This window comes from Azospirillaceae bacterium (assembly GCA_028283825.1).
In the GTDB taxonomy this organism is placed as follows: Bacteria; Pseudomonadota; Alphaproteobacteria; order Azospirillales; family Azospirillaceae; genus Nitrospirillum.
Genome location: JAPWJW010000003.1, coordinates 2435403 through 2448306, shown reverse-complemented (window position 1 = coordinate 2448306; position 12904 = coordinate 2435403). Strand labels below are relative to the sequence as shown.

The 12904-nt window shown below is 65.6% G+C and carries 11 protein-coding genes; 5 read left to right on the top strand and 6 right to left on the bottom strand.

Annotation, left to right across the window (positions count from 1 at the left end; all coding sequences use genetic code 11):
- Nucleotides 1-103: 103 nt before the first annotated feature.
- From folB to PW843_23250, 4 genes are all read left to right on the top strand, one after another.
- A complete protein-coding gene (gene folB / locus PW843_23265; GenBank protein ID MDE1149485.1) occupies nucleotides 104-529 on the top strand; it encodes a dihydroneopterin aldolase in 426 nt (141 codons plus the stop codon).
- Between the two features lie 85 nt (nucleotides 530-614).
- On the top strand, nucleotides 615-1802 hold the full coding sequence (locus PW843_23260; GenBank protein MDE1149484.1) for an ATP-binding protein: 1188 nt from the start codon (nucleotides 615-617) through the stop codon (nucleotides 1800-1802).
- Nucleotides 1799-2158, top strand: coding sequence for a ParA family protein (locus tag PW843_23255; protein ID MDE1149483.1), 360 nt, complete (start codon nucleotides 1799-1801; stop codon nucleotides 2156-2158). The genes PW843_23260 and PW843_23255 overlap by 4 nt, the downstream gene beginning before the upstream one ends.
- Complete coding sequence (locus PW843_23250) at nucleotides 2139-2816, top strand: ParA family protein (GenBank protein ID MDE1149482.1); 678 nt, start codon at nucleotides 2139-2141, stop codon at nucleotides 2814-2816. Before PW843_23255 ends, PW843_23250 begins: the two co-directional genes overlap by 20 nt.
- A 3-nt stretch (nucleotides 2817-2819) precedes the next feature.
- On the opposite strand, the gene PW843_23245 is transcribed toward PW843_23250, so the two are convergent.
- Nucleotides 2820-4055 (bottom strand): threonine ammonia-lyase, encoded by a 1236-nt coding sequence (locus tag PW843_23245; protein MDE1149481.1) that lies wholly within the window; start codon nucleotides 4053-4055, stop codon nucleotides 2820-2822.
- A gap of 111 nt (nucleotides 4056-4166) precedes the next feature.
- The gene (locus PW843_23240; protein MDE1149480.1) at nucleotides 4167-7655 is read right to left on the bottom strand and encodes an indolepyruvate ferredoxin oxidoreductase family protein; all 3489 of its coding nucleotides are present in this window, start codon (nucleotides 7653-7655) and stop codon (nucleotides 4167-4169) included.
- Nucleotides 7656-8084: 429 nt separating this feature from the next.
- Between PW843_23240 and PW843_23235 the strand changes: the two genes are divergently transcribed.
- The gene (locus PW843_23235) at nucleotides 8085-8573 is read left to right on the top strand and encodes an RNA pyrophosphohydrolase (GenBank protein MDE1149479.1); all 489 of its coding nucleotides are present in this window, start codon (nucleotides 8085-8087) and stop codon (nucleotides 8571-8573) included.
- A 187-nt stretch (nucleotides 8574-8760) separates the two neighbouring features.
- On the opposite strand, the gene PW843_23230 is transcribed toward PW843_23235, so the two are convergent.
- From PW843_23230 to PW843_23215, 4 genes are all read right to left on the bottom strand, one after another.
- Nucleotides 8761-9600, bottom strand: coding sequence for a ferritin-like domain-containing protein (locus PW843_23230; protein MDE1149478.1), 840 nt, complete (start codon nucleotides 9598-9600; stop codon nucleotides 8761-8763).
- 374 nt (nucleotides 9601-9974) lie between these two features.
- Nucleotides 9975-10400, bottom strand: a complete 426-nt coding sequence (locus PW843_23225; protein MDE1149477.1) for a F0F1 ATP synthase subunit epsilon — start codon at nucleotides 10398-10400, stop codon at nucleotides 9975-9977.
- A gap of 90 nt (nucleotides 10401-10490) precedes the next feature.
- On the bottom strand, nucleotides 10491-11930 hold the full coding sequence (gene atpD, locus PW843_23220; protein MDE1149476.1) for a F0F1 ATP synthase subunit beta: 1440 nt from the start codon (nucleotides 11928-11930) through the stop codon (nucleotides 10491-10493).
- 44 nt (nucleotides 11931-11974) lie between these two features.
- Nucleotides 11975-12868: a F0F1 ATP synthase subunit gamma gene (locus tag PW843_23215; protein ID MDE1149475.1), complete on the bottom strand. Its 894-nt coding sequence runs from the start codon at nucleotides 12866-12868 to the stop codon at nucleotides 11975-11977.
- Between the last annotated feature and the right edge of the window lie 36 nt (nucleotides 12869-12904).

Genomic DNA, 12904 nt, shown 5'->3' with positions numbered 1-12904 from the left:
CATGCCACTGGTTCCGCGCCGCCCTCAAGCGCCGGGCGCCGGCATCCGGCCGTTTGGCTGATCCCCCTTCCCGCCACCCGGCGAGGGTGGTAGAGCAGCGCGCATGAACAAGCTCTTCGCCCGTGTGACCGCCCCGCAGGGCCAGATGGCGGTGGCCAACCCGCAGTCACCGCCGCCCCTGGCGCGCATCTTCGTGCGCGACCTGGTGGTGATGGCCGCCATCGGCATCTATGACCATGAAAAGCAGGCCCAGCGTCTGCGCGTCAACCTGGACATGATGGTCCAGGATCGCATGGGGTCCCGCCGCGACGACATCGCCGACGTGGTGTCGTACGAGGACGGCGTGAAGATCGTCCGCGCACTGGCGGCAGAAGGCCATTTGAACCTGGTGGAAACCTTCGCCGAAACGGTGGCCCACCGCCTGCTGGCCGACACCCGCGTCCACAGCGTCACCGTGCGCGTGGAGAAGCTGGACATTTTCCCGGATGCGGCCTCCGCCGGGGTGGAAATCACCCGCCAGCGGGGATGAGGGCGATAACGTCGCCGATGCCTTATGATTTGAGTTATGGTCATACCAGCGGCAATCCCCAAGCCGGTGCTCCTGGAGATCCACGTTGCTTGCTCCTGATATCTTGCTTAGCCTGTTCAGGAACACGGAAGCTGATAACGTCGAGCGGACACGGGCGGCGACCAATAAGGACAAGATCGGTCGCGCCATTTGCGCGTTCGCCAATGATCTGGCTGGCCGACGTGAAACCGGTGTTCTTTTTATCGGCCAGGAAGACGATGGCGTGTGTGCCGGTCTTCAGATTACCGACCAGATGCTCCAGACACTGGCAGCCTTCAGGTCAGATGGGAATATCCAGCCCCTACCGAAACTGAGCGTTCGCCGGGAGACTTTGGATGGCTGCGAAGTCGCGGTCATCGAGGTTGAGCCTTCCGACAACCCACCGGTTAAATACGATGGCCGCGTGTGCATTCGTGTCGGTCCCCGGCGCGGGTTCGCCACGGCGGAGGAAGAACGGCGCCTGACGGAAAAACGTCGCTGGGGAGCGCTACCGTTCGACCAGCACGGAACCCCCGATACCACGATCAATGACCTCAATCTGCTGACCTTACGGGAAGAAATCCTACCCTCCATGGTCGCGCCCGAGGTCCTTGAGGAAAATCACCGGGAGCAAGGCGACCAGATGCGGGCCTTGCGCCTGCTGACACCGGATGGCATGCCCACGAATGGCGGCATTCTGCTGTTGGGCAAGGATCCCCGGCAATGGCTGCCCGGGGCCTATGTACAATTCGTTCGTGTCGCCGGTACGCAACTGACAGATCCCATCCGCGATCAGAAAGAGGTCGGCGGCACGCTGGCCGCCCAGATCCGGCAGATCGAAGAGATCATCGGCGCGCACAATGCCGTGGCCTTGGACCCGGACGCCGCGCGATCAATTCCGATACCGGACTACCCCATCGTGGCGCTCAGGGAACTGGTCCGGAACGCCCTGATCCATCGGAATTACGAGGGAACGGCCGCCCCTGTCCGGGTACACTGGTATGATGACCGGATCGAGGTCCTGAGCCCTGGCGGCCCCTATGGCATGGTCACGCCCGAGACTTTCGGGCAGCCCGGCGTAACGGACTATCGCAATCCCCTGATCGCGGAGGCCGCCAAGAGCATGGGGTTCGTCCACCGGTTCGGATCCGGCATCGTCCGGGCACGGGAGGCCCTGAAAGCCAACGGCAACCCAGCCCTGGAATTCGTCGTGCAGCCGGGCTACGTCCTGGCCATTGTGAGGCACAAGGCATGACGACCATTGCCTTTTTCAACAACAAGGGCGGTGTCGGCAAGACCTCCCTGGTCTATCACTTGGCCTGGATGTTCGCTGAATTGGGCCAAAGGGTCGTGGTCGCGGACCTCGATCCCCAAGCCAACCTGACCTCAATGTTCCTGCCGGAAGAACGACTTGAAGAGATATGGGCGCCAACTGACGGACGGCCCACGATCTATGGGGCGGTCCAGCCCCTCCATGAACAAACCGGCGACTTTACGCCACCCGCGCTGGAAGCGATCACTGAACGCATCGCCCTCATCCCGGGCGATCTAACCCTATCCCGTTTCGAGGACAGGCTCTCTCACGGAATGGATGAACAGCAGCGACGGTGAAATCGGTCCCCTGCGCATTGTTTCGGCTTTCGCCCGCATACTGGCCAACGCGGCGGAAAGGGCCGATGCCGCCATTATGCTGATCGACGTCGGTCCGAATTTGGGCGCGATCAACCGGGCGGCCCTCATCGCCGCCGACTTTGTGGCCATTCCATTGGGGCCCGATCTGTTTTCGTTGCAGGGCCTGCGTAATCTAGGGCCCAGCCTGCGCGAATGGCGGGATGGTTGGTCGCAACGGCGTTCCAGGAACAAGAAACCTGACGTCGTGATACCAGGCGGAGAAATGCTGCCGGCCGGCTATATCATGGTTCGCCATTCGGTGCGCATGGACCGACCGGTAAAGGCATTTGATCGCTGGATGAAGCGCGTGCCCAGCGCCTACCGTACCGAAATGCTTCAGGAACCCCCGGCTGAGCCGGATGTGAAACCGGAAACTGACCCGCACTGCCTGGGCCGCTTGAAGGATTATCGCTCTCTAATGGCGCTGGCCCAAGAGGCGAACAAGCCCATGTTCATGTTGCGCCCTGCCGACGGAGCGATAGGCGGCCATCAGGCAGCGGTGACCGCGTGCTATCAGGACTTCAAAGCACTGTCTGAAAAGATAGCCGAACGCTGTCATTTTCCGGTCCGGGACCCGCTGGCGGATCTGCTCGGCTGACCCTCACCCTTCCCCCGTCAGCGGCTTCACCTGGAAACCATTATTGCGCAGCGCATCGACCACCCGGCCGGCATGGTTGGCGGAACGGCACTCCACGGTGATGTCGATGTCCGTCGCCTTGACGTTGGCGGTGCTGAACAAACGTTGGTGCACGGCCTCGATGATGTTGCCGCCGGCCTCGCCGATCAGGGTGGTGATACGGCCCAGGGCGCCCGGCCGGTCGGGGATGACCACGCGCAGGGTGACGATGCGGCCCTCGCGCACCAGCTGGCGCAGGATGACGCTGGCCAGCACGCGCGGGTCGATGTTGCCGCCGGACAGCACCAGGCCGACCTTGCGGCCGGCGAAGCGCTCCGGATGCTTCAATGCCGCCGCCAGGCCGGCCGCCCCCGCGCCTTCGGCCACCGTCTTTTCGATGTTCAGGAACAGGGCGACGGCCCGTTCCACCTCCCAATCCTCCACCAGGATGATGTCGTCCACCATCCGGCGCACAATCTCCAGCGTGGTGGCGCCCACATTCTTGACGGCGATGCCCTCGGCGATGGTATCGCCGCCGACGCTGACCGGCAGGCCCTTCAGCGCCTGGTACATGGGCGGATAGGCCGTGACCTCCACCCCGATGACCTCGATCTTCGGGTTGCGCGCCTTGGCCGCCACCGCCATGCCGGAGATCAGGCCGCCGCCGCCCACCGGCACCAGCAGGACATCCAGGTCCGGGGCGGCGTTCAGCATCTCCAGCGCGATGGTGCCCTGGCCGGCGATCACCAGGGGGTCGTCATAGGGATGGACGAAGACGTAGCCATGTTCCTGTTGCAGGCGCTCGGCCTCCGCCGCGGCTTCCGCCAGCACGGCCCCCTTCAGCACCACCTTGGCGCCGAAGTTCTCCGTATGCTCCACCTTGATGAAGGGGGTGCCCTCGGGCATCACGATGGTGGCGGGGATGCCTAAGCGCCCGGCGTGATAGGCGACACCCTGGGCGTGGTTGCCGGCCGACATGGCGATGACGCCGCGCTTGCGCTCCTCCGGCGTCAGGGCCAGCAGGCGGTTGAGGGCGCCGCGCTCCTTGAAGCTGGCGGTGAACTGCAGGTTCTCGAACTTCACCCAGATTTCGCTGCCGGCAATGCGCGACAGGGTGCGCGAGTGGATGCAGGGGGTGTCGTTCACTTGGCCCACCAGGGCCAAGGCGGCGGCCCGCACATCGTCCAGGGTGACCAGATCCGCACCCGCCTTGCTGCCCATCACGTCCGTCCTTCTGATACCACGCCGCCCGCCATCATCCGTGGCCGCCCACCTTGAGGCCAAGCGGCACCGGACGATAGCGGATTTGTGGCAACCCAGGCCCCTTCCCGCCTACTCCGCCGCCAGCGGCGCGCTACGGCCGGGGGCGCCGGGGGTGCGCCAGTCGCGCAGCAGTGCCGCCTCCTTGGCCTTCACCTCGGCATGGGCGCGGTCCTTGATGTGGCCGTAGCCGCGGATCTTCTGCGGCAGTTCCGCGATCTCCACCGCCAGGGCGTGATTGTCAGACGACAGGCCGGCCAGCAACTCATCCACCACGGCGCGGAAATCGACGATCAGCTGGCGCTCCATGCGCCGTTCCGCCGTGCGGCCGAAGATGTCGAAGGCGGTGCCGCGCAGGCCCTTCAGCCGGGCCAGCACGCGGAAGGCCGTCAGCATCCACGGACCGAAAGTCTGCTTGCGCACTGTCCCCGTCGCCGGGTCGGCGTGGGCCGTGGTGGGCGGGGCCAGGTGGAACACCAACTTATAGTCGCCCTGGAACTGCTGGCGCACCTGGTCCAGGAAGCCGCTCTGGGTGTAGAGGCGCGCCACCTCATACTCATCCTTATAGGCCATTAACTTGAACAGGGTACGGGCCACCGCCTCCGTCAACTGGTCGGCACCCGGAACCTTGGCGGCCTCCACACCGCGCACCTTGGCCACGAACTGGCGATAGGTGTCGGCGTACGCCGCGTCCTGATAGCCGGTGAGGAAATCCACCCGGCGGGCGATGACCTCATCCAGCGTTTCCGACAGCCGGCGGTGCGGGGCGTCGGCCGCCGGGCCCTTCGGCGTGGCGATCTTTTCCACCGCCAGCTGGTCCAGGGCGGCGCGGCGGCCCCAGCGGAAGGCGTCGGTGTTCATCTTCACCGCCGCCCCGTTCATCTCGATGGCCTTCTCGATGGCCTCGCCACCCACCGGCACCAGGCCCTTCTGATAGGCGTAGCCCAGCATGAACAGGTTGGTGGCGATGCTGTCGCCCAGCAGGCCGGTGGCGATGCGGGTGGCGTCCACCGCGTTGACGGCGTCGCCGCCGCAGGCCTTGGCCACCGTCGCCACCATGGACCCGCCGTTCATCTGGAAGTCCGGGTTGGTGACGAAGGCGGCGGTCACCGCCTCATGGGTGTTCAGGATGGCGTGGGTGCGGCCCCGGGCCATCTTGGACAGGGCGTCGGCATTGGCCGCCACCACGATGTCGCAGCCCAGCACCACGTCAGCGCCACCGGCAGCGATGCGGGTGGCGTGGATGTCCTCCGGCCGTTCGGCGATGCGCAGATGGCTGGTGACCGCCCCGCCCTTCTGCGCCAGGCCGGCCATATCCAGCACGGTGCAGCCCCGGCTTTCCAGGTGCGCCGCCATGGCGACCAGGGCGCCGATGGTGACGACGCCGGTGCCGCCCACGCCCGTCACCAGGATGTTCCAGGGACGGTCCAGGGTGCGGCGCGCCGGTTCCGGCAAGGTCTCCATGCCCTCCGCCTTGCCGCCCACGGGCTTGGGCTTACGCAAGCTGCCGCCTTCCACGGTAACAAAACTGGGGCAGAAGCCCTTGAGGCAGGAGAAGTCCTTGTTGCAGCTGGACTGGTCGATCTGGCGCTTGCGGCCGAACTCCGTCTCCACCGGCACCACCGACAGGCAGGAGGATTTGGTGGAGCAATCGCCACAGCCCTCGCACACCAGTTCGTTCACCACCACCCGGCGGGCCGGGTCGGGGAAGGTGCCGCGTTTGCGGCGACGGCGCTTCTCGGCGGCGCAGGTCTGTTCATAGATCAGGACGCTGACGCCCTTGATCTCGCGCATCTCGCGCTGCACTCGGTCCAGATCGTCGCGGTGCTCGATGGTGGTGAAGGCCGGCAGGCCCTGGCCCAGGCCGTAACGGTCGGGGTCATCGCTGACCACGACGATGCGCTCCACCCCCTCGGCCTCCAGCTGGCGGGCGATCTGGTGCACGGACAGGCTGCCGTCCACCTTCTGGCCGCCGGTCATGGCGACGGCGTCGTTGTAGAGGATCTTGTAGGTGATGTTGACCTTGGCGGCGACGGAGGCGCGCACCGCCAGGATGCCGGAATGGAAATAGGTGCCGTCGCCCAGGTTGGCGAAGACGTGTTCCTCCCCCGCGAAGGGCGACTGGCCGATCCAGTGCACGCCCTCGCCACCCATCTGGCTGAAGACATCGGTGTTGCGGCCCATCCACGTCACCATGTAGTGGCAGCCGATGCCGGCCAGGCCACGGCTGCCCTCGGGCAGGTGGGTGGAGGTGTTGTGCGGACAGCCGGAGCAGTAGAAGGGGGCCCGCACCACCGTGCTGGCCGAGGCCGACGGGCGCAACTGCGCCTCCAGCGCCTGCACCCGCTCCGCCACGCGGTCGACCATCAGGCCCAGCTTGGCCATGCGGCCGGCCAGCGCCAGGGCGATGGTGGTGGGCGACAGTTCCGCCTTTTCCGACAGCAGAGGCCGGCCGGCCTCATCCGTCTTGCCCAGGATGCGGGGGCGGCGGTCCCAGTTGTACAGCTGTTCCTTCAGCTGTGCCTCAATCAGCGACCGCTTCTCTTCCACCACCAGCAGCTCTTCGGCGTTCTCGGCGAAGGCGCGGATGCCGTGGGGTTCCAAGGGCCAGGTCATGGCGACCTTGAAGACGGCGATGCCCAGGTCGGCCGCCATCTCGGCACTGATGCCCAGTTCGTCCAGCGCCTGGCGGACGTCCAGATAGGACTTGCCCACGGTGACGATACCCAGGCGGGGTCTTTCAGCGCCCAGGATCAGCTTATCCAGCCGGTTGGCCCGGGCGAAGGCACGCGCCGCGTCCAGCTTCCACTGGATCATGCGGTCTTCCTGGATCAGCGGCGTGTCGTGCAGGCGGATGTTCAGCCGGCCGGGCGGCATCTCGAAATCGGCGGGCAGCAGCACCTCATTGCGCACCGAGGGCACCCGCACGATGGCGGAGGTATCGATGGTGTCGGCCAGGGCCGTGAAACCCACCCAGCAGCCGGAATAGCGCGACATCTCAAAGCCGATCAGGCCGTAGTCCAGGAACTCCTGCACGCCGGCCGGGCTGATCACCGGCATGAAGGCGTGGATGAAGGCCTGGTCGGACTGGTGCGGCAGGGTGGAGGATTTGGAGGCGTGGTCGTCGCCGGCGATGGCCAGGACGCCGCCGTGGCGGCTGGTCCCGGCGAAGTTGGCGTGCTTCAGCGCGTCCAGCGAGCGGTCGACGCCGGGGCCCTTGCCATACCAGATGCCGAACACGCCATCGACCTTGGCGCCCTTGAACAGGTTGACCTGCTGGCTGCCCCAGACGGCGGTGGCGCCCAGTTCCTCATTCACGCCCGGCTGGAAATGGATGTCGTGGCGGGCCAGGTGCTTGCGCGCCGACCACAAGGCCTGATCGTAGGCCCCCAGGGGGGAGCCGCGATAGCCGGAGATGAAGCCGGCGGTGTTCAACCCGGCCAACCTGTCGCGTTCCCGCATCAGCATGGGCAGGCGCACCAGGGCCTGGGTGCCGGTCATGTAGACCCGGCCATCGGCCAGGACGTACTTGTCATCAAGGGTAACGGCGGCCAGCGTCATAACGCATCTCCAACGCGGTGGAACTGCCCCTGTACGTGCCCTTCCCTGTCATATGGGGCCGTTGCGGACGGCCGCCATGGGAAGGAAACAGGCCCTTGCGGTTTAGGGTTCCGACGGGCCTGGCGCCGATGTTTCCCCGGCTTGCCTCATCATCTAAGCAGGCCTCGTTCCTTCCGAAAATAGGTCATATATGCTGACATATTTCCTGTCGGAAGCACCGCAGCAATCGCGTCAACTCGTTCCTGCGATGGCATGCGCACGACCGATCGTTGCGTTCTCGCGGACGCGGTATGAATCAGGGGCGGGACAGCCTGCCGAAAATGCCGATTTTGCCCCCGCGACTCGGAAAACGCGCCGGCGAGCGGGTGGCGGGACGGCGGACGGCCGGTTAGGCTGCGCCCAATCCCCACGATCAGTTGTGAGCCCCCGATGACGGCCAAGCCTGTCGATCCCACCACCCTGCCCTATCGCCCTTGCGTCGGCATCTGCCTGCTGAACGCCCAAGGCCTGGTCTTCGTCGGCCAGCGCCGCGACACCCCAGGCGCCTGGCAGATGCCCCAGGGCGGCATCGACAAGGGGGAGACGCCGGCGCAAGCCGGCTTGCGCGAACTGGAGGAGGAGATCGGCACGGCCAAGGCGACCATCCTAGAGGAGACGGCGGATTGGCTGCAGTATGACCTGCCGCCGGAACTGGTCGGCGTCGCCTGGAAGGGCAAGTATCGCGGCCAGAAGCAGAAGTGGCTGGCCTGCCGCTTCACCGGTCAGGATAGCGATATCGACCTGGATACCGAGCATCCGGAGTTCGATGCCTGGCAGTGGGTGTCGCTGGAAAAGACCGTGGACCTGATCGTGCCCTTCAAGCGCGAGCTTTACGTTCAGGTGGTGGCCGCCTTTAGGCATTTGGTGCCAGCGGCGTGAGGCTTTTCCTCACGCCGCTGTAGGCGCCGACCGGCGCCGCCGCAGGTTTCTGGGGAGCGTCAGCGGACTGGAAACCGAGGAAGCCCAAGCCGGCCGCCCGGCATTTGAGGGAACACGAAAACAAAAACAAAACGCCGCCCGGGTCACCCTGGGCGGCGTTCTGCTTTTCAGCGGACGAAGGGGAGCGTCAGGCGGCCAAGGGCACGCCGGCCTTCTTCATCATGCGCTTGTAGGCGTAGCGCGAGGCGAAGTCGTGCAGCCAGCCCTGGGGCTTCAGGCCGCTGGCCTTGAACACCATGGCGACCATGCGGTCCAGGTGATGGGGCCGGTAGTAGCTGTAGGCCTTCCGCACATAGTCGGCGAAGGCCGTCTCGCGGTGATAAGGGGCGTTGCCGTTGTTGGCGGCGTGGTAGGCGAAGGACAACTCATCATCCTCCGTCTCATTGATACGGGACAGCGACACGCGCAGCCGGCCCAGCTTGCCCAGACGTTCCTTGACCAGATAATCGCCCAGGTAATCGTAGAACAGCTTGTAGTGCCGGAACTCATCCGCCGCGATAAGGCGGCAGATCTGCTTCAGCACCGGCTCTTCCGTCGCCTCGGCCAATGCTGTGTAATAGCTGCTGGTGCCGGTCTCGACGATGCAGCGCGCCACCAGTTCACCGGCGCGCGAACCGCGCACCGACTGGTTGACGTCGATGTCGATCTTGTAGCCTTCGCGGAAGCGGGTAACGGCGTCCTGGAAGCTCCAGAACGGGTCCACCCGCTCGGCCCAGGTGCCCAGCGCCTCACCGTGCTGAATCTCCTCCACCGCCCACTTGCGGGCGGTGACGCAGAATTCCGCGTCGTCGGCGAACACGTTGCACAGGTAGTCGGCGTAGGTGTCGCCGTTGTATTCGACCAGGGCCGCGGCCTTGATGAGCTTCAGGATATCGGGGGTGACTTGGGCGGGGGCCAGCTTGTCCCAAGACAGGCCGGCGATCGTCCAATGACCGGATCCGGATTCCGTACCGTTAACGTCTGCCATGCGCGTTCCGTTTCTTCATGCCCCAGGGCGCCACACATGCTCGGCGGCACGCCTATGACCATTCCACGGATCCGATTCCCCGCACCGCGGCCCCACCGCGGGTGATCGAACCCCCTGAAAACAAAAAAGCCGGTGGGCTTCTTCGTGATGCCCCACCAGCCGGTATGCCACAAATCCGTAACATCCGCGAGGCTGGGGCGCCGGGGCCCAAGCTAACACGATGCCACCGATCGGCAAAATCCCACCCGCCGAGGGCGGAAACTATTGTGTTAAATCAAGGAAACCGGCTTTCGCCGCAAGGGAACTAGGCACTGCGACCCAGCGTCCCACGGGATTTGGCGACCGAATCAGTTCAGCCGCCAAATCAATACGGCTTAATGGCCGGCCGGTCCAGCGCCCAGGGCTTCCAACTTGGCCTGCGCCACCAGCAGCTTGGCCTCGGCCGCGCGCTTCTGCGCCTCATCCGCGGCATCGGCCAGATCCTCGGACAGGTCCTTCACCTGCTGCTCGACCGTGGCGCGGTCCAGGGCGGACACCTCGACCGCCTCTTCCGCCAGCACCGTGCAGCGGGTCTCCGTCACTTCGGCGAAGCCGCCGGCGACGAAGATGCGGTTGCTGATGGTGGTGATGCCATCGAGATAGATGTCGATGACGCCCGGCTTCAGCGTGGTGATCAGGGGGGAGTGGCCCGGCAGGGCGCCCAGGTAGCCTTCACTGCCCGGGACGACCACCATGTCCACCGGCTGGGAAACCAGCAGCTTTTCCGGCGACACCAGCTCGAATTCAACCTTATCGGCCATGATGGGACTTCCGTTCGGCGACGTGTTCAGACGTCTCAAGAAAACGGACGGAAGGGGCACGCCCCCTCCGTCCCGGTACTACTCAGGCGATCAAGCGGCCTCGGCGGCCATCTTGCGGGCCTTCTCGACGGCTTCCTCGATGGTGCCGACCATGTAGAAGGACGCTTCCGGCAGGTGGTCGTACTGACCGGCCACGATGCCCTTGAACGCGCGGATGGTGTCTTCCAGGCTGACCAGCACGCCGGGCGTGCCGGTGAACACTTCGGCCACGTGGAAGGGCTGGGACAGGAAGCGCTGGATCTTACGGGCGCGGGCGACCGTCAGCTTGTCCTCTTCCGACAGCTCGTCCATGCCCAGGATGGCGATGATGTCCTGCAGCGACTTGTAGGTCTGCAGCACCTTCTGCACCGAACGGGCGGTCTGGTAATGCTCTTCACCCACGATGCGCGGGTCCAGGGCACGCGAGGTGCTGTCCAGCGGATCGACGGCGGGGAAGATCGCCTGTTCGGCGATGGCGCGGCTCAGCACCGTCGTGGCGTCCAAGTGGGCGAACGAGGTGGCCGGCGCCGGGTCGGTCAGATCGTCGGCGGGCACGTACACGGCCTGCACCGAGGTGATCGAGCCCTTCTTGGTGGAGGTGATGCGTTCCTGCAGGGCGCCCATGTCGGTGGCCAGCGTGGGCTGGTAACCCACCGCCGACGGGATGCGGCCCAGCAGCGCCGACACCTCGGCACCCGCCTGGGTGAAGCGGAAGATGTTATCGATGAACAGCAGCACGTCCTGGCCTTCCTCATCGCGGAAGTATTCCGCGATGGTCAGGCCGGACAGGGCGACGCGGGCGCGGGCCCCCGGCGGCTCGTTCATCTGGCCGTACACCAGCGCCACCTTGGAGCCGGGGCCGTCGAGCTTGATGACGCCCGATTCGATCATCTCGTGGTACAGGTCGTTGCCCTCGCGGGTACGCTCGCCCACGCCGGCAAAGACCGACACACCACCGTGCGCCTTGGCGACGTTGTTGATCAGTTCCATGATGGTGACGGTCTTGCCCACGCCGGCGCCGCCGAACAGGCCGATCTTGCCACCCTTCAGGTACGGGGCCAGCAGGTCGATGACCTTAATGCCCGTGACCAGGATCTGCGCGTCCGTCGCCTGCTCGATGAACTCGGGCGCGGAACGGTGGATGGGGTAGGTCTTGTCGGCGGCCACGGCGCCGCGCTCGTCGATCGGCTCGCCGATGACGTTCAGGATGCGGCCCAGGGTGCCGACGCCAACCGGCATCTGGATGGGCAGGCCGGTGTCGGTCACCACGGTGCCGCGCACCAGACCGTCGGTGCTGTCCATGGCGATGCAGCGCACCGTGTTCTCACCCAGATGCTGGGCCACTTCGAACACAAGGGTCTTGCCCTCGTTCTGCGTGTGCAGCGCGTTCAGGATGGCGGGCAGTTCGGCACCGAACTGCACGTCCACCACGGCGCCCAGCACCTGCGTGATACGGCCGACGGCGTTGGTCGCCTGGTTAGTCGTAGCCATGGGGTAAGCTCCCTCGGACCTTGGCAAATGTTGTCGTAGCGCCGTCAGACCGCTTCAGCACCGGAGATGATCTCGATCAGCTCCTTGGTGATGAAGGCCTGGCGCGTGCGGTTGTAGTTGAGCGTCAGCTTCTTGATCGTGTCGCCGGCGTTGCGCGTGGCGTTGTCCATGGCCGTCATCTGCGAACCAAAGAACGACGCCGTGCTGTCCAGCAACGCGGTGTAGACCTGGATGGACAGGTTGCGCGGCAGCAGATCGTTGAGGATGTCCTCTTCCGACGGCTCGAATTCGTAGATCGCCTTGGGCTCCGTGCCGGCCGGCGCCTCGGCTTCCGCCGTGGCCGCCACCGCGAAGGGGACGATCTGCTGGACGGTGACGATCTGGGTCATCGCCGACTTGAACTTGTTGAAGATGATGGAGGCGACGTCGAACTCGCCGGCCTCGAACAGCTCCAGCACCTTCTCGGCCACCTGGGCCGCGTCGGCGAACCCTAAGCGCTTGCCGCCCAGGTTCTCATAGCTGTGCACGATCATCGTGCTGAACTCGCGCCGCAGCAGGTCGCGGCCCTTGCGGCCCACGGTCAGCAGCTTCACGGTCTTGCCTTCGCCCTGCAGGCGGGTGACCTGGCGCTTGGCTTCACGCACGATGGTGGCGTTGAAGCCGCCGCACAGGCCGCGGTCGCCGGTCAGGACGACCAGCAGGTGCACCTGGTCGGAACCGGTGCCGGCCATCAGCTTGGGGCCCTGGCCGCCCGGCGGAACGTTGGCGGCGAGCGAGGTGAGCATGCGGCCCATGCGCTCGGCATAGGGACGCCCGGCTTCGGCCTGTTCCTGGGCACGGCGCAGCTTGCTGGCCGCGACCATCTTCAGGGCCGAGGTGATCTTTTGCGTCGACTTGACGCTGTCGATCCGGATCTTGAGGTCCTTAAGGCTGGGCATGCCGTGCCTTCACTTCCTAGGAGAACTGGACTGGCG